This is a genomic window from Pseudoalteromonas sp. SWXJZ94C, from assembly GCF_015864385.1.
In the GTDB taxonomy this organism is placed as follows: Bacteria; Pseudomonadota; Gammaproteobacteria; order Enterobacterales; family Alteromonadaceae; genus Pseudoalteromonas.
On record NZ_JADYXF010000028.1, the window covers coordinates 45,970 to 69,237 of the forward strand.

At 37.6% G+C, this 23,268-nt stretch carries 19 protein-coding genes and 7 tRNA genes; 21 read left to right on the top strand and 5 right to left on the bottom strand.

Translation table 11 applies throughout. The features are described 5' to 3' along the window. Positions 1-13: 13 nt before the first annotated feature. The 3 genes from I6F65_RS13115 to I6F65_RS13125 all read left to right on the top strand — a co-directional run bounded on the left by I6F65_RS13115 (position 14) and on the right by I6F65_RS13125 (position 3,353). Positions 14-1,774 (top strand): transporter, encoded by a 1,761-nt coding sequence (locus tag I6F65_RS13115; RefSeq protein ID WP_024611046.1) that lies wholly within the window; start codon positions 14-16, stop codon positions 1,772-1,774. Between the two features lie 162 nt (positions 1,775-1,936). Next, positions 1,937-2,788, top strand: a complete 852-nt coding sequence (locus I6F65_RS13120; protein ID WP_231613179.1) for a hypothetical protein — start codon at positions 1,937-1,939, stop codon at positions 2,786-2,788. Positions 2,789-3,104: 316 nt separating this feature from the next. After that, a complete protein-coding gene (locus I6F65_RS13125; protein ID WP_024612933.1) occupies positions 3,105-3,353 on the top strand; it encodes a hypothetical protein in 249 nt (82 codons plus the stop codon). Between the two features lie 86 nt (positions 3,354-3,439). Here I6F65_RS13125 and I6F65_RS13130 read toward each other — a convergent pair whose 3' ends face one another. The 5 genes from I6F65_RS13130 to I6F65_RS13150 form a co-directional block, all read right to left on the bottom strand. Further along, positions 3,440-4,177, bottom strand: a complete 738-nt coding sequence (locus I6F65_RS13130) for a DUF1266 domain-containing protein (protein ID WP_197113255.1) — start codon at positions 4,175-4,177, stop codon at positions 3,440-3,442. Further along, a complete protein-coding gene (locus I6F65_RS13135; protein WP_197113257.1) occupies positions 4,167-6,263 on the bottom strand; it encodes a J domain-containing protein in 2,097 nt (698 codons plus the stop codon). Before I6F65_RS13135 ends, I6F65_RS13130 begins: the two co-directional genes overlap by 11 nt. A 60-nt stretch (positions 6,264-6,323) precedes the next feature. After that, complete coding sequence (locus tag I6F65_RS13140) at positions 6,324-7,982, bottom strand: Hsp70 family protein (protein ID WP_197113259.1); 1,659 nt, start codon at positions 7,980-7,982, stop codon at positions 6,324-6,326. Positions 7,983-8,414: 432 nt separating this feature from the next. Beyond that, positions 8,415-8,491: transfer RNA gene (locus I6F65_RS13145), tRNA-Pro, on the bottom strand. A 111-nt stretch (positions 8,492-8,602) separates the two neighbouring features. After that, positions 8,603-9,226 carry an arylesterase gene (locus I6F65_RS13150; protein ID WP_024612921.1) on the bottom strand — a complete coding sequence of 208 codons (624 nt, stop codon included), beginning with the start codon at positions 9,224-9,226 and terminating at the stop codon, positions 8,603-8,605. Between I6F65_RS13150 and I6F65_RS13155 the strand changes: the two genes are divergently transcribed. From I6F65_RS13155 to I6F65_RS13240, 18 genes are all read left to right on the top strand, one after another. Next, a complete protein-coding gene (locus I6F65_RS13155) occupies positions 9,227-9,940 on the top strand; it encodes an ABC transporter ATP-binding protein (RefSeq protein WP_197113265.1) in 714 nt (237 codons plus the stop codon). It begins immediately after the preceding gene. Further along, the gene (locus I6F65_RS13160) at positions 9,930-12,431 is read left to right on the top strand and encodes an ABC transporter permease (protein ID WP_197113261.1); all 2,502 of its coding nucleotides are present in this window, start codon (positions 9,930-9,932) and stop codon (positions 12,429-12,431) included. Before I6F65_RS13155 ends, I6F65_RS13160 begins: the two co-directional genes overlap by 11 nt. Positions 12,432-12,562: 131 nt before the next feature. Next, positions 12,563-13,087, top strand: a complete 525-nt coding sequence (gene ruvC, locus I6F65_RS13165; protein ID WP_024612128.1) for a crossover junction endodeoxyribonuclease RuvC — start codon at positions 12,563-12,565, stop codon at positions 13,085-13,087. 2 nt (positions 13,088-13,089) lie between these two features. Next, positions 13,090-13,707: a Holliday junction branch migration protein RuvA gene (gene ruvA, locus I6F65_RS13170; RefSeq protein WP_024612129.1), complete on the top strand. Its 618-nt coding sequence runs from the start codon at positions 13,090-13,092 to the stop codon at positions 13,705-13,707. A gap of 7 nt (positions 13,708-13,714) precedes the next feature. Beyond that, positions 13,715-14,725, top strand: a complete 1,011-nt coding sequence (ruvB, locus tag I6F65_RS13175; protein WP_166112387.1) for a Holliday junction branch migration DNA helicase RuvB — start codon at positions 13,715-13,717, stop codon at positions 14,723-14,725. 1,086 nt (positions 14,726-15,811) lie between these two features. Next, positions 15,812-16,516, top strand: coding sequence for a protein TolQ (gene tolQ, locus I6F65_RS13180; RefSeq protein WP_024612130.1), 705 nt, complete (start codon positions 15,812-15,814; stop codon positions 16,514-16,516). Next, positions 16,503-16,934, top strand: coding sequence for a protein TolR (gene tolR / locus I6F65_RS13185; protein ID WP_024612131.1), 432 nt, complete (start codon positions 16,503-16,505; stop codon positions 16,932-16,934). The genes tolQ and tolR overlap by 14 nt, the downstream gene beginning before the upstream one ends. Before the next feature lie 4 nt (positions 16,935-16,938). Further along, a complete protein-coding gene (gene tolA, locus I6F65_RS13190; RefSeq protein WP_024612132.1) occupies positions 16,939-17,865 on the top strand; it encodes a cell envelope integrity protein TolA in 927 nt (308 codons plus the stop codon). A 9-nt stretch (positions 17,866-17,874) separates the two neighbouring features. Further along, positions 17,875-19,233: a Tol-Pal system beta propeller repeat protein TolB gene (gene tolB, locus I6F65_RS13195; RefSeq protein WP_166112393.1), complete on the top strand. Its 1,359-nt coding sequence runs from the start codon at positions 17,875-17,877 to the stop codon at positions 19,231-19,233. 34 nt (positions 19,234-19,267) lie between these two features. Continuing rightward, the gene (gene pal, locus I6F65_RS13200; protein ID WP_024612134.1) at positions 19,268-19,810 is read left to right on the top strand and encodes a peptidoglycan-associated lipoprotein Pal; all 543 of its coding nucleotides are present in this window, start codon (positions 19,268-19,270) and stop codon (positions 19,808-19,810) included. A gap of 13 nt (positions 19,811-19,823) precedes the next feature. After that, on the top strand, positions 19,824-20,567 hold the full coding sequence (ybgF, locus tag I6F65_RS13205) for a tol-pal system protein YbgF (RefSeq protein ID WP_166112396.1): 744 nt from the start codon (positions 19,824-19,826) through the stop codon (positions 20,565-20,567). A 177-nt stretch (positions 20,568-20,744) separates the two neighbouring features. After that, a tRNA-Lys gene (locus I6F65_RS13210) sits at positions 20,745-20,820 on the top strand. A 63-nt stretch (positions 20,821-20,883) separates the two neighbouring features. Then, positions 20,884-20,959: transfer RNA gene (locus I6F65_RS13215), tRNA-Lys, on the top strand. 62 nt (positions 20,960-21,021) lie between these two features. Further along, positions 21,022-21,097, top strand: a tRNA-Lys gene (locus I6F65_RS13220). Positions 21,098-21,178: 81 nt separating this feature from the next. Further along, a tRNA-Lys gene (locus tag I6F65_RS13225) sits at positions 21,179-21,255 on the top strand. Between the two features lie 63 nt (positions 21,256-21,318). Continuing rightward, positions 21,319-21,394: transfer RNA gene (locus I6F65_RS13230), tRNA-Lys, on the top strand. 140 nt (positions 21,395-21,534) lie between these two features. Continuing rightward, entirely contained in the window at positions 21,535-22,575 is a 1,041-nt protein-coding gene (nadA, locus tag I6F65_RS13235) for a quinolinate synthase NadA (RefSeq protein ID WP_024611122.1), read from the top strand. Positions 22,576-22,751: 176 nt separating this feature from the next. Then, positions 22,752-22,841, top strand: a tRNA-Ser gene (locus I6F65_RS13240). Positions 22,842-23,268 lie beyond the last annotated feature (427 nt).

The window sequence follows — 23,268 nt, forward strand, 5'->3', positions numbered from 1 at the left end:
AAAGGGTAATAACATGATCTATGATTACGCGGTAATAGTTGGTTATTTCCTTTTAGTTGTAGGTATTGGTTTTACCTTCAAAAAAATGGCAGCTAAATCAACGAGTGACTACTTTCGTGGTGGCGGTAGAATGTTGTGGTGGATGGTGGGTTCAACTGCCTTCATGTCACAATTTTCTGCATGGACTTTTACAGGTGCAGCAGGTAAAGCCTTTACCGATGGCTTTGCTGTAAGCCTTGTGTTTTTTGCAAATACCTTTGCCTACTTTTGCGGTTGGGCATATTTTTCTTACCGCTTTCGTCAAATGCGTGTAGATACACCAACAGAGGGAATTAAGCGCCGTTTTGGCAGTCAAAATGAATTGTTTTTTTCATGCGCCTTAATTGTATTTAGCTTTTTAAACGCGGGTATTTGGTTAAATGCTTTAGGTGTATTTACAAGCGCCGTGTTTGAAGCAGATATTAACGTTACGATTATTGTTACTGGCCTAGCTGTATTGTTTATTTCAGTATTGTCGGGTGCTTGGGGGGTCGTTGCTTCCGACTTTGTACAAACATTAGTGGTTGCAGTGGTATCTATTGCGTGTGCAATTGTCGCGCTTGTAATGGTAGGTGGACCTGTTGAGTTGGTTACTAAGTTCCCGTCTGATTTTATTATGGGACCAGATATGAACTATGGTTTGCTATTAGTCGGCACCTTTGTATTTTTTCTTGCTAAGCAACTCATAACCATTATGAATTTAAATGATTCATTTCGTTTTTTAAACGCTAAAGATTCTGATAATGCACGAAAAGCATCACTACTTGCCATGGTATTAATGGGTGTTGGTAGCATTATTTGGTTTATTCCTCCTTGGGCGTCAGCCATTTTATACCCCGATGCGGCATTAGCTTATGCAGAACTTGGTAATAAAGCATCGGATGCTGTGTACTTGGTTTTTGCAAGAAACGCGATGCCTATTGGTACCGTTGGCTTATTACTTGCTGCTTTATTTGCGGCCTCTATGTCGTCAATGGATTCAGCACTTAATAAAAATTCAGGTATTTTTATCCGTAGTATTTATCAACCATTTTTAGCCAAACGCAATAGAATAGTTGATGACGCACATTTACTTAAAATGGGTAAAATATTAAGTTTTATCAGCGGCTTACTAGTTATTGTAATGGCATTGTTTTTCAAGTCATTAAAAGAGCTTAGTTTGTTTGATTTAATGATGTCTTTTTCAGTAATGATTCAAGTGCCTATTCTTATCCCATTAATATTTGGTTTATTCATTAAGAAAACACCGTCTTGGGCTCCGTGGGTAACTGTATTAATTGGCTTGTTTGTATCTTGGTTGGTAATGAGCGTTTTAACACCTGATGTTTTTTCGCGCTTTATTGGTATAGACGAATTTACATCAAGAGAAGCAACAGACATGAATTTAATATTGACCATAGGCGCTCACTTAGTAATAACAGCCGGTTTCTTCTGTTTAACTTCATTGTTTTATAAAGAAGAAAACGATAAATACAAAGAGCAAACAGATGACTTCTTTAAAGATTTAGAAACGCCAGTAATTGCTGATAACGAGCAAGATGATTATGACCGCCAACAACGTAATAAACTGGGATCTATGGTGATATACATGGGGTGCGGTATTATTTTTATGGCTTTAATACCTAATCCGTTATGGGGGCGCTTAATTTTTGTTTGTTGTGCATTAATTATTTTAAGCACGGGGTTTTTATTGAAAAAAAGCGCAAAGCCAACACAAATTACAGCACAACTTTAATGTAATTATTAACTTTATTGGCGCTACATATATTCATTACTAATGTGGCGCTTTTATAAAAATAATAACACTGAAAACACTGGCAATATAAGTTTTGAAGGGATGTATATGAGATTAGCAATATTAATAAAAATAAAATGGTTGGTTTTATTATCAGGTTTAATGTTTTTTGTTTATGGCTGCACTACTGAAAATCAACAGGTTTTACAAAAACAAACGGTTTTACTTACTCATGGTATTGATAGCTCAGCCGGTGATGTACCCAGCTATATTATTAAAACAGCTAACGCGACTTATTACCTAGAAAAACAAGGCGGTGGTTTATCAAGTTTGTTAGATAGTGATGGAATTGATTGGATTGGTTTTCATAATGCAAAAGGGTCTGGGCATAAAGGGGAGTATCGTGGATTTCCAAATGCAATTCATAAACAGGATGGAAATTATTTTCATGCTCTAAATGCAGGTACAGATTTATCAACGTCAGTAATTGATATTAATACTGCGCAACATGTTCGTATTACTTTCACCTCAGCAAATAAAAAGTGGGAAGGGCAATGGGACTTTTACCCAGAGCGCTTAGACTTTACTATGAGTAAAGTAAGTGCAGGTTATAAATATTGGGTTCAATATGAAGGTGTGCCCTTTGGTAAAATGGACGATACCGACTTTTGGTATTCAGCACTCAATAACAATAAAAACTTAATTAATGAGCCATTTTTAAGTGATTTACCATCACCAGAATGGATAGCCTTTGGTGATGAACAAAGCCCACGTATGCTTTACCTTTTACACCATGAAGATGATAACCATCCAGATAATTATGTAAGCAGGCCAGACATGACCGTATTTGGTTTTGGGCGGAGTAATAAAAATAAATACCTTAGTACGCCACAAACATTTTCGATTGGTTTTGTTGAGTCATCAAAGTATGAAAAAGTTAAAGCGACAATAAAGGACGTTTTACAAAAAATCGGAGATAACGACTGTTCATTCTTAAACTCAACGCTGAATTAAAGAATGAATATAGAACAAAAAAATAGTTAAATTTAATTAAAGGCAATAAGTGTAACAGCGCTTATTGCCTTTTTAACGCTGAGGTTTGTATTAGGAAATGGGATTAACTATTTTGATTAGAATAATTACTAAAGCGATTTTACTTTACTCAATATAAATAAAACTGCATAAATTATAGCAATCCCACTATTTACACCCAAAATATTAAAACCTGTACTAAACAAAGGGTTTAAATTTTTAGCCGCACTCTATAAAATAGTTACCATAATGATTTAAAAGCTTCAGTCAGTGTGGGGCATTAATAAAAGAGTTTAAAATGAATAATGAAAGTGACGTAATTGATACTTTGGCTGAACTAGAAAGCTTTTTAATAGATGTCGAAAACGGTGGTTTTGGACTTAAAGGTGTTGCCGGTGTTGGCATGGCTACTAATAACAAAGATGGCAGCCGTTTTGTTGCTGTGTTTGACGATAATCAACAGCTACTTTTAGCACGCATGATTACAGAAGACGTATTCCAAACAGGGCAAGACATGGTACGAAATGGTGTAGGGCGCAAGCACTAATATTAATTTTACTGAATAACGCCACTGCAAAAAGGCGTTATTCAGTAAGTATCCATAAAATCAAAATACTATAATTTTGATTGAAATTAAAAGTGCATCTTCCAATCTAATTGGCACCATGGGTGACTATCGTCCGATAAAATCATTTTTAAATCTTGTGACGCGTCTTTTACTTTTTCAGCTACGTCATATCTAAAATTTAAATCTCGATCAAAGTCATAATCTTTCGTTTCTATTTCTAACCATACACACCTACCTACAATATAACTCGTTGCAAATTCTTGCCAATTTGTAAATAAGGGTTGAGCAATTTTACCTATACGAGCAAGGTAATACCAAGCTTCATCTTCAGTGAGCAAACCAACGGTAACTCCACAGCGGCATAAAAAGGCATACCGGCCTATATCAAATGCCCTAATGCCACAACGTGCAAGGTAAGTTCTGTGTTTTTCTGCCCAACCAAGCATAATGCCGAGCGCTGTGCCTCTATTTTCATTTGGATCTCTACCTATATGATACCGTTTAGCCAGTAAGTCATATCTAACATGCTCAGCCATGCAAGCCATAAAATTTTGGCTTTTGCTTGTGTTACAAAAAATATCAAAGGTATTAATTAAGTCTTCTTTAGAATTAATACCATAACCGTTTTTAAGTACCATTTGATTGCCGCGTATTATTGCATCTTGAGTATATTTTTTATTTTTATTTACCAAACAATCTAAAGAGTAACCATTTTGCATTGAAAGGTGCCCAGAAAGGCTAAGTAACCATAACTTTTGCTCAGTACTTAACGTTATTGGTGATATTTCATTCTTACTGTTCATCAACAATCTCCTTTGTTGCTTTCAACTGCTGGCATAAATTGCTGTATTGAGCATGCACTGATTGACCATCTTCGACTAACCTTTCACAGCTTTGGATTGCTGACTCAAGTGAGTAAACAGCAAATAAATGGTTCCCATATTTAGTTGCCGCCTGAGCTAATAAATCAATTGCTTCATTGTGCTGTCCTAAAGCGGCTAATGACTTACCCTTGTAATAATATGCTTTTGAAATATTAGAAAACGCGTTAATAACATAGTTAGAAAGTACAATACAGGTTTCATAATCTTTTTCATCAAAAGCAATATCTATAAACTCTATAGCCCATTTAGGTCGATAAGCTACTTTGTGCATTGCTTGTTTAATTCCAAATAGCGCGTTGTTGTATATACCTTTAAGTGCTTTTGGATCATCAAAATTAGCTAACTGACTTAGCAGTAAATGTACTAATGCCCATGCATAAAATTGGGTATAAGAAAAATCACAATTATCAATGTATGAGCTTGGTGTGTTTGCTTGAGGTTCATAGGAATTAAATTTAATTTCTAAAAGTTTTAGTTCATACTCACAATACGCTACTTGATGAATTGAGCCTGGGTAGTAGGGTATTTTGTCAAAATCACCAGTTGAGTCAGGAATATTCTTTAAGATTGTATCTACCATAAACTCATAAGTAATGAGTTTTGGGCAATATAAAAGTAAATCAACTAACAATGGCCAAAGGCGTTGTTGCGCTTGTTGATAAAGCTCAACAAATTTCATAAATACTGAGAATGCGTCATCTAAGCTATTAAGCTTGCCAAGGCATAAAGCCTGTAAATAATTACATTCTTTATCAAATAGTTGACTATAGGTTTGCGTAATGAGTAAAGCATCTTGATAGCGTCCATTTTCAAACATTAAAGTTGCTATTTTTATAGCATTGTCTTCTTCGTTTAATTTTAATGACTGGATGTAGCATCGACGAGCCGTAATTAAGGCGCTGTAAAGTTCCATTTCCTCAGGCAGCGAATTATAGGCATTTAAATACATATACGCTTTTTCATAATATTTAAGGTAAAAATAGCAAAGCCCGATATTCTTAAACATCATTTTACTAACAAAGTCTTTGTTAACTTCTTCTTGTTCTACATAAATCGCCAGTGCAACATCGTACTGTTGCAGTTTAAATGCGACATTCGCTTGCAGCTCACGCAAATTAGAGTCATCTGCTTTTAGCTGTAATGGAGCCAGTAAATGCTGTATTTCCTCATATGCGCTCAAGGTCCATAAATAGTTACCAACACAAAGGTAAAGCGATAAATCGTTTTTAAATTCAGCATCTACATTTTGCATTAACGTAATAAGTTGCTCTGCTGTTAAAGCGCTAAACATAAACAGCTCTTCAATATGATTACGCAGCCTTAAGTGCTGATGTAACTTTTCAAAGGTAACAGTATTGTTTAGATCTTCAATCGAGCCTATTCGTTGTGGCAAGCTGACTATGTAATGATGCAGTGCAATGGCAAGTTCGCGATAATGATTGTTTTTACTAGTGACGAGTTCACTAGAGATTTTCATACTCTCATCTAAAAACCTAAATACCATGGCTGATAAAAAGTAATGCTCTGAAAAGAAATCAATTAAAGTGAATGAGACTTGCTGACTTTGATCGACATCCCAAAATAATGGGGCTGAAAATAATAACTTCCATTGTTCAACATCGCTGCGAGATGACACATTACAATATAATTCATTGAGCGCTATTTGTAGCTGTGAAATAGAACTAACAGAATTTAACTCGATAGGTTGTGGCTTAACTACTTCAACTTGTGTAAGTGCAGGCGAGGGCTCTTCTTCATCAAAAAATGACTCGTCAACAACCCCTTTTTTTTCATGCTCATCTTCAAATACTTGATTGGGTGCTTTGTTTTCATTTTGAGCAGGTCGTTTAGCTTCTTTATTTGCTAACTCGTACGCTTTTCGTAAATTTTTAAACTCTTCGGGAAACTCAGCTGGCGATGTTTTTTTTAGAAGCTCTGTATAAGCGAGTTTAATTAGCCGTTTATCTGTAGTGGCTTCAATGCCTAGTATTTTCCAATGGTTCATTACTTCACTCTTTATTTAATGCTTGTGATATTTATTAATTAAATTATTTATCAGTTAATATTAAAAACTTAAATAATGCTTTATATTCTCGATCATACGTTCAATTTTATGATTATCGTGAGTTTCTAATACATCCATAAATTGACCAATAGCCTCACCAATTTCACGCCTTTTATCCCCTAGGTTTTCTTGGAATAAACGCTCTAATTTTGCTTTAAATGCAGTGTTTACAAGTTTGTCTTTAGGTAAAACTTTAAGTGCGTTAAGACGTGCAAAACGTTCACGCAGCTCATTTTCGCTCACGCTTTCTTCTTTTTCTCCTACATAAGTGCGGTATTTTTTGCCACTTTTAACATTAGTCACTTCAACTTCTAGCACACCATTAAGATCGTAGGTATAGGTTAGGTAAAGCTCTTGTACTGTATTTAGCGGTTCAAGCTCAATTTCTAAATCACCTAAAAAAACATTATCTTTGGGAAGGTAGTTTTCACCTTGGTAAATTTTAATAAGTACTTTTTCTTGCTGTGGATGATTGGAGTAAACAGAGCGGGTTTCGCTAACAGGAATAGTGGCGTTCCGTTCTATAATAGGTAAAAATTCTGATTGATTATGTTTATTATTTACTTCTACACCAAGTGTATAAGGGCACACATCGGTCATTATTACATCTTTCAATTCTTTATCACGTGCGCTCATTCCTGCTTGAATTGCAGCGCCAGTCGCAATGGCATGATCAGGGTTATATTGGGTTTGCGGAATACGCGAAAATACACGACTAATTTGCTGCTGAAAAATAGGCATACGTGTAGCGCCACCAACAAAAATTAGCCCATCAATCTCATCAAGTTTTAAATCAGCATCCGACATTGCACGGTTAATAGGAAACTTAATACGTTCAATTAACTCGCTGCATAATGTACGATAATCTTCCAGCGTAAGAGTATATGGGTATGTTTTTTCTTTATATTCAAAATTAAAACTCGCTACTGGCTCGTTAGTTAATTGGCACTTTAAGCGCTCACACAAAGACCAAATATTACGGTTTTCACTATCTGAGAAAAAACCTTTGTATAAATCGTTCTTCTTGTAAAGGTCCTCTTCAATTACGTTAGTAAAGTCGTTACCGCCTAAATAGTTATCACCTGCTGAGGCGTGAATTTCAAATATGTCGTTAAACACCTCAATAACCGACACGTCAAATGTACCGCCACCAAGGTCTAGTACTAAGTAAGTTTGTTCACAGTCTTTATTATCAAGCCCATAAGCGAGTGCAGCGGCTGTGGGTTCATTAAGTAATCGCTCAACTTTAAGGCCTGCAAGTAAAGCCGCTTGTTGCGTTGCTTGGCGCTGTTTATTATTAAAATAAGCAGGTACCGAAATAACGGCTTCAGTAATAGGTTCTTGTAAATAATGTTCAGCTTGTTCTTTGAGACTTTTTAATAAAATGGCAGAGAGTTCAGTTGCGCTATAATCTTGCTCGCCTAATGAGAAGGTTTTGTCAGTGCCCATAAAACGTTTAAATTCACAAATAGTATGATTTGGGTGGGTTGCTAATCGATCCCGAGCGGCTTGTCCTACAAGAATATGGTTATCTTCTGACAAGCCAACAATTGAAGGGACAAGAATGTTCCCCTCCATATCTGGAATTAATTTAACGGCGTTATTTTGCCAAATGCCGACCACACTATGAGTTGTGCCGAGATCTATCCCTATTTTCATTTTATTTCCTTTACAGAATGACTGAAATCATCGTTATTCTAAGTTACTTAATGCGTAGTCTTAAATTCAACTTAGTTTTGTGGAGTTGTATCGTACACTGGTAACACAAACCTATTATTAATATCTGAGCAAAAATCATACGCTTAATTATCTGTTTTTAAACTTAGTGGTTGATATAAATCACGTTATATCAATTGCATATGATTTTATTCACTAATTCACAGAAACGATAATTAGCTCATCAATTTATATTACAGCTAAGCTAAGAAACATTTTAATAAAAATGGTTCCTTAAATGTGTAAAACTTTAAGCTAAGAGCGTAAATAATGTTGGAATGATTGAGAAGCAAAGTATAAATAATACAAGAAGAGATTTAATAAATAGATTTAGATGAACATAGATAATTAGAGACTTGAGAGGGTGTTATAAATTGGTCGGTATGGAGAGATTCGAACTCTCGACCCCTGCCACCCCATGACAGTGCGCTACCAAGCTGCGCCACATACCGACTTTGATTGCAATATTACGTGTATTTTTTTAAAAATCAATAAACGATTGTTTGTTTGAGTATTTATTACGCAAGAGCCCTAAAAGAGCGCTCTTGCGCTGTATTAATTCACTAGTCGTTATTTAACCACTTTTTGATCGAGTCATACATCTCATCTCGTATTAATGGCTGAGCTTTTTTGTTAGGGTGTAAACTGTCGTTCTGCATTAAGTCAGATTTACCAGCAATATCGAGCATAAAAAAGTTCATTAAGTGAGCATTTGTATCTTCACTAATTTGTGTAAAACTGCTTGTAAACATCTTACTGTAACGCGGACCGTAATTAGGTGGAATGTAAATCTCCATTAAGGCGGTCATCGCATTAGCTGCTTGGCTTTTTTTAACGAGAGCGGTTAAGTTAGTTTGCATTTTTTTAACTGGAAAACCACGTAAACCGTCGTTGGCACCTAGCTCAATAAGTACATGAGTGGGTTCGTATTGCTCAAGCAATGCATCTAAACGACGTAGGGCGCCACCAGATGTTTCGCCACTAATACTGGCGTTGATAAGTACAATATCGCTTTGTTCTGCGTCGTATTTATCTTGTAACAATTTTACCCAGCCTTCTTCTTGTTGAAGACCGTAGGCTGCACTTAAACTGTCACCGAGTATTAAAATCGTGTTGTCGGCTGCTGCTGTTAGTGGTTTGATAACTAAAAATAAAATGAATACTAAACGTAGGATTGAATGAGTCATATGTCAGCGCTTTCTCAATTAAATATAATTCAAGTAAATGGTTTGTCTAAAGTTGTCTCTACCTTTGAAGGAGAGTTGCCCATCCTCAGCGACATCAGCTTTAATGTCAAGCATGGTGAATCTGTTGCAATAGTGGGTACGTCTGGTTCAGGTAAATCTACGTTACTTAGTTTATTAGCAGGGCTTGATACTGCTAGCGGTGGTGAAATATTTTTAGATGGTGAGCCACTTCATAATTTAGATGAAGAAGAACGTGCGGCCCTTAGAGCGGCAAAAATTGGATTTGTTTTTCAGTCGTTTATGTTGGTGCAAAGTTTAACTGCACTAGAAAACGTTATGCTACCGGCAGAGCTTGCTGGTGAAAGTGATGCGAAAGAGCAAGCGCTTGCGTTGCTTGAAAAGGTGGGCTTGAGCCATCGAGTTGATCACTACCCGTCGCAACTATCTGGAGGTGAGCAACAACGTGTTGCTATAGCGCGTGCATTTATTGGTACGCCTAAAATATTATTTGCCGATGAACCTTCGGCTAATTTAGATAGCAAAAATGGCAAAATGATTGAAACGTTGTTATTTGATTTAAATAGCCAGCATGGAACAACCCTTATTTTGGTTACTCACGATGAAGGTTTAGCGCAAAAATGTGAGCATATCATTCAAATTGAAGCTGGATTATTAGTTAAAAGTGTAACGGAGGACACCGCTGATGTGGGCTAAGTTAGCGCTAAAATTATTTGCGCGAGAATTTCGACGTGGTGAACTCACGGTTATAAGTGCAGCAATTGCACTCGCTGTGCTTACAGTGCTTACGTTGTCTATGGTGACTGAGCGAATTGGTCAAAGTATTGCTCAAAAAAGCAGTGCGTTTATTGCAGCTGACCGTGTACTTGCAAGCGACCATGTGCTCGATACTTCGTTTATTGCTAAAGCAGAAACTGAAAATCTAAAAACGGCACAAATGGTGTACTTTGACACTATGTTGTTTGCCAATGATGAAATGCAGTTTAGCTCTGTAAAGGCTGCGTCTAACGCTTACCCGCTAAAAGGGCAACTTAAGGTTAAAGACACTTTAGTTGGCGAAACTAAAATTGCTAGCAATGGACCGTCGCTAGGTAACGTGTGGTTAAGTGAATCAGTATTTTACAGCTTAAACATAGATATAGGCTCACAGGTAGAACTTGGCGCAGCTTTATTTAATGTAGAAAAAGTTATAGTAGAAGAGCCTGATGCTCCATTTAATGTATTTTCGAGCAGTCGTCGTGTTTTAATTAATATTGCTGATGTGCCTAAAACTGAAGTTGTGCAACCTGGTAGCCGTGTTTATTACCGCCAATTATATGCAGGCGATGAAGCAGACATAGCTCGCTTTTATGAGTGGTTAAAACCACAAATGCAAGATAACCAACAATGGTATGGCGTAAAAGATCGCCAGTCACCCATATCAAATAGCTTAAACCGTGCAGAAAGCTTTTTATTACTTGCTGGTTTACTGGGTATTATTTTAGCAGCAGTGGCAATTGCTGTATCGGCAAAGCGTTATTGTGAACGCCAATACGACCCAGTTGCAATGATGAAAACGCTGGGCGGCAGCCGCTCAATGATCCGCAAAATATACATGCTACATTTACTTTTAGTGTGCTCAATGGCGGTTGGTGTTGGGCTATTAATTGGCTATGGCTTGCAAGAAGTTGCAACGAGTTATTTATCAAAAAGTATGGGGACAGAGCTTCCTATGGGTGGTTTTAAGCCATGGTTAGTGGCTATTAGCACCGGTGTAATTTGTGCTGTTATGTTTTCTATTAAACCTTTGTTTGATTTATTTGATATTCCACCACTTCGCGTATTGCGTCGTAACTTAGGCGATAAACTTGCGGTAAGCCGTGTGCATTTAACTATGAGTGCATTAACCGTATTTTTATTAATGTGGTTATTTAGCAATAACATAAAAATTACACTTATTTTATTTACATCAACTCTTGCACTGATTGGCGTGTTGTTTGTTGTATCTAAACTTATATTTGGTGGCGGGCGTAAACTGGGTTTAAAACCAGGTAATAGTTGGTCGCTAGCTATTGCGTCGATTCAAAAGCGCGCTAACGTAAATGCAGTGCAGTTAATTAGTTTTTCATTGGCTATTAAATTACTGTTGTTTTTAGTGGTGCTTAAAAATGACATGATATCGGATTGGCAGTCGCAATTACCTGATGACGCGCCTAATGCATTTTTGGTTAATATTACGCAAAACGACTTAGCGCCAATAAATGATTACTTAGAGCAAAAGAATATTCAAGTATCTGAATTTTACCCAACCATTCGTGGGCGAGTAAATGCAGTAAATGGTGAGCTAGTAGCACGCGAAGTATCACTGCAAGATAATGAAGAAAAAGATGAAGACGCGCGCTCAGGTATAGGCCGTGAACTTAATTTAACATGGCTAAAAGACGAACCCGCTCAAAACGAAGTAATAGAAGGCGAATGGTTTGGTGAAAACGCGGTAGCTGAGGCGTCTGTTGAAGAGTCGATGCTAGAGCGCTTAGATGTTAAAATAGGTGATACGCTGACTTTTTTAATAGGTGCGCAGTCATTCGACGCTAAAATTACCAGCGTGCGTAAAGTTAATTGGGCAACACTTAAACCTAACTTTTTTATTATTTTGAGTCCCGATGTACTTGCTGATTTTCCGGCGACCTATATTTCGTCGGTGCGTATAAATCCAGAGCAAAAACGTGACTTTAGCCAGTTGCTTCGAACGTATCCTACTATTACAGCAATTGATATTGATAACTTTGTTAAGCAAATTCAATCAACCATTAAGCAGGTATCGCTTGCTATTGGGTTTGTACTGGCAATTGTTGTGTTATGTGGTGCGCTTGTACTTATATCGCAAGTACAAGCAAGCTTAGGCGAGCGCATGCAAGAAATTGTTATATTACGAACGCTTGGGGCTAAAAGCCGATTAATTAAAAATGCGACCTTGTATGAGTTTTTATTACTAGGTGGTTTGGCTGGCTTAGTAGCCGCATTTTTTAGCGATATAGCCTTATTAATTGTGCAACAACAAATGTTTGATCTTGCTGGTAAACTACACCCTCATATCTGGATTATTGGTCCAGTTGCTGGTGGTATATTTGTAGCTGGTTTAGGGTATTTTATGATTGCCCGAACGCTTAAGCAAAATACCCAAGGTTTGGTACGTGCTTTAGCATAAACCAAAAAGAGCAAAACCCTTTAAATGCCCACTTTATACGTGGGCATTTTTGTTTTTGCTTTGTACTGGTAATTTATACAGTGCTCTGGCATTATTAGCGTAATTTAAAAATAATAACAATGGAGCACTGTTTGGCCATAATTTTAGGGATCGATCCGGGCTCACGTTTGACCGGATATGGCGTTGTAGCACACCAAGGTTCTAAGTTTACGTATTTAGGCAGTGGCTGTATAAAACTAGCCGATCACCCTTTTCCAGTAAGACTTAAAATGATTTACCAAGGCATTACGCAGCTTATTGAACAGTTTTCGCCAGAAACCTTTGCCATTGAAAAAGTATTTATGGCGCACAACCCCGATTCAGCTTTAAAGCTAGGTCAAGCTAGAGGAGCCGCCATTGTTGGTGCTGCAATGGCTGATTTACCTGTATTTGAATATTCAGCCAGACAAATAAAACAAGCAGTGGTGGGCAACGGCGGCGCCGATAAAACACAAGTACAGCACATGGTAAAAAATATTTTAAAGCTACCAGGTACACCTCAAGCAGATGCAGCAGATGCACTAGCAATTGCAATTTGCCATGCTCACTCAGAACAAAATTTAATTAAACTAGCGGGCAGCGCAAGCAAAATCGTTAGAGGACGTTTAAGGAAATAAATATGATAGGTCGCTTAAATGGTATTTTAGTTGAAAAACAACCACCAGAGATATTACTAGAGGTAAGTGGTGTAGGTTATGAGGTGCAAATGCCTATGACCTGTTTTTACGACTTACCAAAAGTGGGTGAAAACGCGATTGTTTATACACACTTTGTAGTACGCGAAGACGCTCAACTTTTATTTGGTTTTAATAATAAAGTAGAACGCGCTTTATTTAGAGAGTTGTTAAAAGCAAATGGTGTGGGACCAAAACTTGGCTTAGCCATTCTATCGGGTATGTCGGCTAAACAATTTGTGAGTTGTGTGAATAACGAAGACTCAACATCGCTTGTTAAATTACCTGGTGTAGGTAAAAAAACAGCGGAACGTTTGGTGCTCGAAATGAAAGATCGATTAAAAGATTGGGGCAACGATTTATTTACACCATACAGCGATAGTGCCGTAATAGAACCATTAAGTGATGCACGTATTGCTAATAATGCAGCCGACGATGCTGTATCGGCACTGCTTGCGTTAGGTTATAAATTGCCACAGGCACAAAAAGCAGTAAAATCGGTAAGTAAACCAGATATGTCTACTGAGGTTCTTATTAAAGAATCTTTAAAATCAATGTTGTGAGTAACCCATGATTGAAGCGGATCGTTTAATTGATGCAACAGAAAAACCAAACGAAGACTCTATAGATCGCGCAATAAGGCCAAAACTTTTAGCTGATTATAGAGGACAACCGCATGTTAAACAGCAAATGGAAATTTTTATTGAAGCTGCGCGAACTCGCGGCGAAGCACTCGATCACCTTTTAATATTTGGTCCGCCAGGTTTAGGTAAAACAACGCTTGCGAACATTGTTGCCAACGAGTTACATGTAAGTATTAAAACAACATCAGGTCCGGTGTTAGAAAAAGCAGGTGATTTAGCAGCGCTACTGACTAATTTAGAAGAGGGCGACGTACTGTTTATTGACGAAATACACAGGCTAAGTCCGCAAGTTGAAGAAATACTCTATCCAGCAATGGAAGATTACCAACTTGACATAATGATTGGTGAAGGACCGGCTGCACGCTCTATAAAACTAGACTTACCTGCGTTTACGCTTATTGGTGCAACTACGCGAGCAGGTTCGCTAACATCGCCACTGCGTGACCGTTTTGGTATTGTCCAACGTTTAGAATTTTATTCGGTGGAAGACTTATCGCATATTGTTGGGCGTTCTGCGCATTATCTTGATTTAGAAATGTGTGAAGAGGGCGCAACCGAAATAGCACAACGCTCACGTGGTACGCCGCGTATTGCTAATCGCTTACTTCGTCGGGTACGTGACTACACGCAAGTAAAGTCAGATGGCACAGTAAATGCCGAGGTGGCAAAACAAGCACTCGATATGATTGATGTAGATAAAAGCGGTTTTGATTACATGGATCGTAAATATTTACTCGCCATTATTGAAAAGTTTATGGGTGGCCCCGTAGGGCTTGATAATGTAGCGGCTGCGATTGGCGAAGAGCGAGAAACGATAGAAGATGTAATAGAACCTTTTTTGATTCAACAAGGTTTTATTCAACGTACACCCCGTGGAAGAATTGTGTCAGATAGCGCATATCATCACTTTGGTCTATTACCTACCAAAAAAGATTAGCCAATTAATAACGCTTGCTGCAGATATATGCAGTAAGCGAGTTTATTTGAGTCTTACTCATAATTAATGTACTTATTTAGCGTAAGAAAGTAGCAGCTAAAAAGCATAAACATACTAAAAAATACCCACATAATATTGTAAATACAACGTCTGTAAATGAGTTAACCGTTAATTCACAGGGCGTTAAGACTCGTGACGCTATTCTGCGTGCCATTCAAGGTAATACCTGTAATTGCTTAAATATCGAATTACAAGGTAATAACTGTATCCTATTTATTTTATTTAAATCACCAGTGATACTGTCGAATTAAATAACCCAATAGCGCCAAAAAATATGATTTGTATAAAACAATACTCTACGTTTGATTAACGCTTTTATAGATGTTGATAAATTGCAGGCAAAAAAAAGCCCGCAAATAATGCGGGCAAACAACAAGTTGAAGGGAATAATCTTGGAACTATGTTTTACAATCTAAGGTTTTGTCCGAAAGAGTAAAACAATGTAATACGATAAATATCGGATTACGAAGAACTTGGCTTAATGAAACTATCTCATTCGGTGCGCTAGTTCGGTATGGAATGATAATACGTAAAATATGATTTTTGTTCAAACTAGAAAATTTGTATTTTCACATTAGAAAAACTAATTCCATGAGTTTTATTGTTGTTTTAATACTGAGCGTTAATTAATCGTTAATATCATAACTTAATGAAAAATAGAGTATATGTACTATTTATTATTAATTCTCAGCATTAGTTTTACTATTACATTAAGCTTGTTTAACGCTGGTTTTGAGTGCTTATGCACTTATTTTGAATAAACGAAGTGTTTTATGATGTTTTATTCGTATATTTAAGCACTTTTTAGACATGTGCCGTTATTTACAATTGAACTTAAAACTTACGATAAGTTGATAAAATTAAAATAAAGGTGATTTTCAACGTTTTTTGTTGATTATTCATAGCAATATCGTTGTCAGCTTGAAATGGACTATATACACTAGATGCAACTTTTGACTGTGTGAACGGTCATATTTATACAAATTAATTAATTTGACGTATTTTGAAACTATTTAGGAGTTTAACGTGGGATCAGGGCTTAATTTTTTAGATCTAATTTTAGAAGCCAGTTTGCTTGTTCAACTAGTAATGTTAGGACTAGTTGCTATGTCTGTAATGTCGTGGGCTATTATTTTTCAGCGTAAAAAAGCGATATCTGATGCTTTAGATAATGCTAAAAAGTTTGAGCAAAAGTTTTGGTCTGGTATTGATTTAAGCAAACTTTATAATGAAATATCGTCACGTAGTGGTCAATCACAAGGTATTGAAGCACTCTTTACTGCAGGCTTTAAAGAGTTTGCACGCCACAAGAAAAACACGTTTCAAAGCGCCAGTATTGTAATGGAAGGTACACACCGTTCAATGCGTGTTGCACTTTCTCGTGAAATAGAAAAAACAGAATCAAGCTTATCGTTTTTAGCAACGGTAGGTTCAATAAGCCCTTATATAGGTTTGTTTGGTACAGTGTGGGGTATTATGAATGCCTTTATTGCACTTGGTGAAGTTAAACAAGCTACGTTACAAATGGTAGCACCAGGTATTGCTGAAGCATTAATCGCTACTGCAATGGGTTTATTTGCAGCTATACCTGCGGTTATAGCTTATAACCGCTTTTCTAATAAAGTTGAAAAACTAGAATCTCACTATATTAACTTTATGGAAGAGTTTGCTAATATTTTACACCGTCAAGCAGCTACCCAAATAGAGGCCCAAGCGAATGTATCAGCGTAAAAAGCGCCGTCCGGTCGCAGAAATTAATGTAGTACCTTACATTGATGTAATGTTGGTGCTGCTTATTATATTTATGGCTACAGCTCCGCTTATTACACACGGTGTTAAAGTTGACTTACCAAAAATGGAAGAGTCTGATTTAGTTGATACAAAAGATGTACCACCTATTATTGCCTCTATCGATGCTGAGGGTAAATACTATGTAAGTGTAGGCACTGATCCTGAAGCGGCTATGGAAGCACTAGACGTGGCGGCAGTAATAAAATTACAATTAATGAAGAACCCTAATATACCTGTAATGATTAAAGGTTCAGGTAAAGTGTCGTATCAAGAAGTGTTACTTTTAATGGACTTTTTAAAGAATGCAGGTGTGCCATCAGTAGGATTAATGACAGAATCCTTTGAGGGGACAAAGTAACTGTATGAATAGTTCACTAATTAAGTCGGTGGTATTACATTTGGGTATTGGGGGATTTTTGTATGCGTCTGCAAATATTCATCCACCTGCACCAAAAGTAATGGAAGTAACGCTTAACTCGGCAATACCAGAAACAGAAAAAGCGGTATCGGCAGTTACTGTTGATCAAAAAATGGTTGAACAAAAAATTGCTGAGCTTAGAAAGAAAGATAAAGATAAAAAAAGTGCTGAAGATAAACGCATTCGTGATTTAGAACGCAGAGCAACCGATGCACGTAAAAAGCGTGAATCAGAAGCAAGGCACATTAAAAAGCTAGAGCAAGAACGCAAAGCTAAAGAAAAAGAAACAGCAGAGGCGCAAGCACAAGCTAAAAAAGCGCGTGCAATTGAGCAAAAAGAACGCGCTAAAGCAAAACAGGCTGAGAAAGAGAAACAAGAGTCTGAAAATGCGGCTAAAGCTGCTGCGGATAAACGAAAAACTGAAGAAGACGCGCTGAAAAAAGCAGAGGCTGAGCGTAAAAAACGCGAAATCGAGGCTAAAGAGCGTGCAAAAGAAGCTGAACGTAAGCGTGAACAAGCTATGCAAGAGCAAATGCTGCAAGAGCAACTTGCAAAAGAGCAGGCAGCACGTAGTAAAGTACGCCAACAGCAAGTACTTAGTGAAGTAGACAAATACCGCGCATTAATTATGGCGCGTATTCAGCAAAACTTACTTCAAGATGAAAAAATGAAAGGCAAGCAATGTCGAGTCAATATTCGTTTAGGTTTTAACGGCTTAGTAACGCAAGTTAAATCGTTAGGTGGTGATAAGTTAGTCTGTGAAGCTGTTATGAGAGCTATACGCTTGGCTGATACGTTACCAGTGTCTAAAGATAGAGATGTGTTTGAAGAGCTGAAAAATATTAACTTCACATTTGCGCCAGAGTTTTAAAGGAATTATATGTTTAACAAAATAAAAGTAGCCTTTTTAGTTTTATTATTAGGATTTCAAGGGATTGCACACGCAGCACTTGAAATTGTAATAACAGAAGGTATAGATGGCGCAAGACCAATTGCAATTGTTCCTTTCAAATACAATGGTGTTGGTCCAATTCCAGAGAAATTAAATGAGGTTATTGCTGCAGACTTAATGCGCAGTGGTAAATTTAAGCCTATTGATATTGCACAAATGCCGCAACAACCAAGTAAAGATAGTGAAATTGACTACGCTGCTTGGGTTAATAAAGGCGCTGAAGCAATACTTGTTGGTGAAGTAGAGCAGCAAACAGACGGGCGCTACTTAGTACGCTACGAGTTAATTGATGTGATCCGTGGTCAGATAACGGGTGGCAACACGCAGATGATGAGTAATGGTAAATTAATAAAGAGCCAAGACCATATTTTAGAAGCGCGTGAAAGTGTTATTGGTGAAAGTGGCTTTCGTCGTTACTCACACAGAATTAGTGATGTTATTTACGAAAAGCTAACGGGTGAAAAGGGCGCGTTTTTAACTAAAATTGCTTATGTAATAGTACGTGATGCTGATGCTAAACCATATCAGTTAGTCGTTGCTGATTACGATGGCTTTAATGAACAAGTATTACTACGCTCTAAAGAGCCATTAATGTCGCCAGCTTGGTCACCAGATGGTACTAAATTGGCATATGTAACGTTTGAAAACCGCCAAAGCCAAATTTATGTTCAAGATTTATATACGGGAAAACGTGAAATTATTGCCAGCTATGAAGGCATTAATGGTGCACCGCAGTTTTCACCGGATGGTAAAAAACTCCTGTTAGTACTTTCAAAAGATAAAGGTGGAGCAACTGAGGTTTACTTACTAGACTTAGTAACAGGTAAAGAAACACGCCTTACGCGCCATCGTAGTATCGATACAGAGCCATCTTGGTATCCAAATAGCCAAGATATTGTGTTTACATCTGAAAGGGGTGGTAATGCTCAGATTTATAAGTTAAATTTAAAAACTGGGCGTTCACAACGTTTAACTTTTGACGGCGACATGAACCTTGCAGGTTCAATAACGCCCGACGGTAAAGAATTAGTGATGGTAAACCGTACTAACGGTAAGTACCATCTTGCTAAGAAAGAGCTTGCTACAGGCGCGTTTCAAGTATTAACTCGAACTCGCCTAGATGAATCGCCGAGTATAGCGCCAAATGGCTCGATGATTATATATAGCACGCTTCATAATAACAAACAGGTACTTGCGCTAGTATCGATGGACGGTCGCTTTAAAGCACGCTTACCTGTGCTAGACGGACAAGTAAAGGCGCCAGCTTGGTCGCCATATTTACAGTAATATTACTGGTTTACTCAAAATAGGAATCTACTCAATGCAACTTAACAAAATACTTAAAGGCCTGCTAATTGCTGTGCCAGTAATGACATTAGCAGCTTGTAGCTCATCATCAGATATTGATGACGGCGCTGCAAATCAATCAAATCAAGGTGTTGTTGAGCAATCAGCAAACAATGATACAGTTGAAGTAGCTACAATTTCTCCTGAGCAACGTGCAGAAGAAGAACTTCGTCAAAAATACGAAGCACTACGTCAAGAGCAAGTAATCTACTTTGATTTTGATAAAGCGACAGTTGAAGGCAAATACGCTGAATTACTTCGCGCACACGCTGAGTTTTTAGTTCAAAACTCATCTGTTAAAGTATTAATCGAAGGTCATGCCGACGAACGTGGCACACCTGAGTACAATATTGCATTAGGTGAGCACCGTGGTAAAGCTGTTGAAAAATACCTGCAAAGTTTAGGTGTTTCATCTAGCCAAATGTCAGTAGTAAGCTACGGTGAAGAGAAGCCTATGGTTAAATCTCGCACTGAATCAGCTTTCGCTAAAAACCGCCGTGCGGTACTAGTTTACTAAGATAAGAGATATTATGAAGCCGAAAATTATTTTGGCAGCCATGATATTGAGCGGGAGCACCCAGTTAATGGCTGCTCCCGCTCCTGTTTCAGAAGCTGCAAGTTCACAGTCGAGTATAGAAAAGCGCTTAGCATCACTTGAAAATTTGATGCAAACGCGTAATTTTTTACAAGTAGAGTTACAGCAACAACTTAATTTATTACAAGATGAAGTAAGTCAAATTCGTGGTGTTACTGAAGAGCAAAGCTATAAGCTTGAAAAAGTACTTCAGCGCCAACGTGAACTTTATCAAGAAATAGAGAATCGTGTAAGCCAAGCTTATACGCAACCTGCTGCGGCACCTGCGCCTGATTACACGCAACAAAGTAATGCACAGACATATAGTAGTGATTTATCTGAAAACGAAGCTTACGAGCGTGCTGTTGCATTAATAATGAAAGATAAACGTTACGATCAGGCTATTCCTGAATTCCAAACGTTTTTAACTACGTATCCAAATTCGGTATATGCGTCTAATGCACATTATTGGCTTGGGCAATTACTGACTATTAAAAATATGCCAGTAAAAGCAATTGAGCATTTTAAAGTCGTTGTAAATGAATTTCCTAATTCAAATAAACGCCCAGATGCTTTATTAAAGTTAGGAACACTTTTACAAGAGCAAGGTTTAGCAGCTGAAGCAGAAAAAATACTGAACGATCTTATCAATCAGTATCCAAGTACAACTGCTGCAAAATTAGCCACAGATCGTTTATAAAAATAATTGAATGAGCTTGATTAGACTGCTTTTTGTCATAAGCGGTCTAAAATTGTCCAACTAGACATAAAAACTTAAAAAAAGAGACAATTTCGGTTGCACTCATTTTTTAAATAAGTATTATAAGCGCCCGCAGCAAACGAATGGTTACCCCACTCGAAATGCGGCAAAAAGAGCGGGTTATTAGCTCAGTTGGTAGAGCAGTTGACTTTTAATCAATTGGTCGATGGTTCAAATCCATCATAACCCACCATTCTATGACAGTTTGAATCGGCGGATTTACGCATGCTTTTTACAAAGCAGTTTATATTAGAGCGGGTCATTAGCTCAGTTGGTAGAGCAGTTGACTTTTAATCAATTGGTCGATGGTTCAAATCCATCATGACCCACCATTTTTATTTAATAAATATAAATGGTTTAATTTAAACTTTAGTACAAAAATTTATATAAGAGCGGGTCATTAGCTCAGTTGGTAGAGCAGTTGACTTTTAATCAATTGGTCGATGGTTCAAATCCATCATGACCCACCATTCTTTATTAGTTATAATAAGAATGGATTCAATCGGCGGATTTACGTAAGTTTCATTCATAATTGAATAATTGCATAGAGCGGGTTATTAGCTCAGTTGGTAGAGCAGTTGACTTTTAATCAATTGGTCGATGGTTCAAATCCATCATANACCCACCATTCTATGACAGTTTGAATCGGCGGATTTACGCATGCTTTTTACAAAGCAGTTTATATTAGAGCGGGTCATTAGCTCAGTTGGTAGAGCAGTTGACTTTTAATCAATTGGTCGATGGTTCAAATCCATCATGACCCACCACTCTCTAATACTTTCCTTATATTCTTTTTTAAATTCCCACTCTATTTTTTATAAACAGCCTCGCTAGTTTGCTGTTATTTATGTTCATATTCTCGTATAATTCGCCGCAATTAATGCTCCGTAGATAAGTGGTCGAGAACATGAGTCTAGCTCAAACTATTATGCCTGAAGGTTATATTTTCCCTCCTAAGCCAGCACCGTTAACACAAGACGAGCAAGGCGAATATAAAGCGCGTATAAAACAATTACTAAAAGATAAAAATGCAGTACTTGTTGCACATTATTATACCGATCCTGAAATTCAAGCGCTCGCCGAGGAAACTGGCGGTTGCGTTGCTGATTCGCTAGAAATGGCACGTTTTGGCGCACGTCACGATGCAGATATGATCATCGTCGCAGGTGTAAAATTTATGGGCGAAACCGCTAAAATTTTAACACCTAATAAAACAGTGGTTATGCCAACACTTGAGGCGACGTGCTCGTTGGATATTGGTTGCCCTGTAGACGAGTTCTCAGCGTTTTGTGACGAGCACCCTGATCGTAAGGTTGTTGTGTACGCAAACACCTCTACAGCTGTTAAGGCGCGTGCAGATTGGATTGTAACGTCATCGTGTGCACTTGAGATTGTTGAGTACCTGGATGAGCAAGGCGAAAAAATTATTTGGGGTCCAGATAAACACCTTGGTAGCTACATTCAAAAAAATACCGGTGCTGATATGCTAATGTGGAATGGTGCATGTATTGTACATGACGAGTTTAAAACAAAAGCCTTAAAGGATATGAAGGCGCTGCATCCAGATGCAGGCGTATTAGTTCACCCTGAGTCACCAGCAGAAATAGTTGCACTTGCCGATTCGGTTGGATCTACGAGCCAATTGATCAAAGCAGCTCAAACAATGGACAATAAAAAGTTTATTGTAGCAACCGATCGCGGCATCTTTTATAAAATGCAGCAACTATGCCCAGATAAAGAGTTTTTTGCGGCTCCTACGGCAGGTGAGGGCGCTTCATGTAAAAGTTGTGCACATTGCCCTTGGATGGCGATGAATGGCTTAAAAGCGATTGAGGAAGCCCTCATAAGCCCTAAAGGTAAAGAAGTATTTGTTGATATGGATTTACGCGAAGGCGCTCTTAAATCACTTAACCGCATGCTTGAATTTACTGCGAGTATGGCTAAGTAATTTTAGAAGTATAAATGTGAACGGCTAAATCTTGAATTTAGCCGTTTTTTTATACCTCAATATAAGTGATTGCTTGATAAGTAAGCACTTGAAAGATCATATTTAAAAATGCCTTGCACCTCGAGGGTCTATTTCATACTATAGCGCGCTGTTGCATTACACAATTGCAACACAGTGGAGGGATGGCTGAGTGGCTGAAGGCGCACGCCTGGAAAGTGTGTTTAGGTTTATCCCTAACGAGGGTTCGAATCCCTCTCCCTCCACCATTATTCAATATCAGGACGTCTCATGACGTCCTTTTTTGTGCCTGTAATAAAATAAAGTCAATGACTTAGCGTATTATGATGTTCTATAGCGTCCTATCCAAGCGCAGGTCTTTAGTATACCTAGTAGTATACCAAGCAGCACGGCTGTAAATTTAACCTAATAGAATAGGTTGAACTTTGAATTACGCTAATAACTAACGGTGTATTGTAAAAAAAAAGCTGAGCCAGCTGGGGTTTATTTAAATACGAGTTTTGAATTTTCTTTTATACCTATTTTCACTCTTAGAGTTCGGTTATTAATTTAGGGCGTGTTGATTTTTGCGGTATAAAAAACAAACAGCATGAGGATAAGGTATAATTGAATTCGCTAAAAAACGTTACACCGAACCCTCATGCCAAGATTAATGTTAACAGACGCGACATGGAA

What these genes read in the sequence shown, in the direction of transcription:
- I6F65_RS13115 (WP_024611046.1), top strand. Translation starts at nt 14, where the DNA reads ATGATCTATGATTACGCGGTAATAGTTGGTTATTTCCTTTTAGTTGTA.
- I6F65_RS13120 (WP_231613179.1), top strand. Translation starts at nt 1,937, where the DNA reads ATGTTTTTTGTTTATGGCTGCACTACTGAAAATCAACAGGTTTTACAA.
- I6F65_RS13125 (WP_024612933.1), top strand. Translation starts at nt 3,105, where the DNA reads ATGAATAATGAAAGTGACGTAATTGATACTTTGGCTGAACTAGAAAGC.
- I6F65_RS13130 (WP_197113255.1), bottom strand. Translation starts at nt 4,177, where the DNA reads ATGAACAGTAAGAATGAAATATCACCAATAACGTTAAGTACTGAGCAA.
- I6F65_RS13135 (WP_197113257.1), bottom strand. Translation starts at nt 6,263, where the DNA reads ATGAACCATTGGAAAATACTAGGCATTGAAGCCACTACAGATAAACGG.
- I6F65_RS13140 (WP_197113259.1), bottom strand. Translation starts at nt 7,982, where the DNA reads ATGAAAATAGGGATAGATCTCGGCACAACTCATAGTGTGGTCGGCATT.
- I6F65_RS13150 (WP_024612921.1), bottom strand. Translation starts at nt 9,226, where the DNA reads ATGACTCATTCAATCCTACGTTTAGTATTCATTTTATTTTTAGTTATC.
- I6F65_RS13155 (WP_197113265.1), top strand. Translation starts at nt 9,227, where the DNA reads ATGTCAGCGCTTTCTCAATTAAATATAATTCAAGTAAATGGTTTGTCT.
- I6F65_RS13160 (WP_197113261.1), top strand. Translation starts at nt 9,930, where the DNA reads ATGTGGGCTAAGTTAGCGCTAAAATTATTTGCGCGAGAATTTCGACGT.
- ruvA (WP_024612129.1), top strand. Translation starts at nt 13,090, where the DNA reads ATGATAGGTCGCTTAAATGGTATTTTAGTTGAAAAACAACCACCAGAG.
- ruvB (WP_166112387.1), top strand. Translation starts at nt 13,715, where the DNA reads ATGATTGAAGCGGATCGTTTAATTGATGCAACAGAAAAACCAAACGAA.
- tolR (WP_024612131.1), top strand. Translation starts at nt 16,503, where the DNA reads ATGTATCAGCGTAAAAAGCGCCGTCCGGTCGCAGAAATTAATGTAGTA.
- tolA (WP_024612132.1), top strand. Translation starts at nt 16,939, where the DNA reads ATGAATAGTTCACTAATTAAGTCGGTGGTATTACATTTGGGTATTGGG.
- tolB (WP_166112393.1), top strand. Translation starts at nt 17,875, where the DNA reads ATGTTTAACAAAATAAAAGTAGCCTTTTTAGTTTTATTATTAGGATTT.
- pal (WP_024612134.1), top strand. Translation starts at nt 19,268, where the DNA reads ATGCAACTTAACAAAATACTTAAAGGCCTGCTAATTGCTGTGCCAGTA.
- ybgF (WP_166112396.1), top strand. Translation starts at nt 19,824, where the DNA reads ATGAAGCCGAAAATTATTTTGGCAGCCATGATATTGAGCGGGAGCACC.
- nadA (WP_024611122.1), top strand. Translation starts at nt 21,535, where the DNA reads ATGAGTCTAGCTCAAACTATTATGCCTGAAGGTTATATTTTCCCTCCT.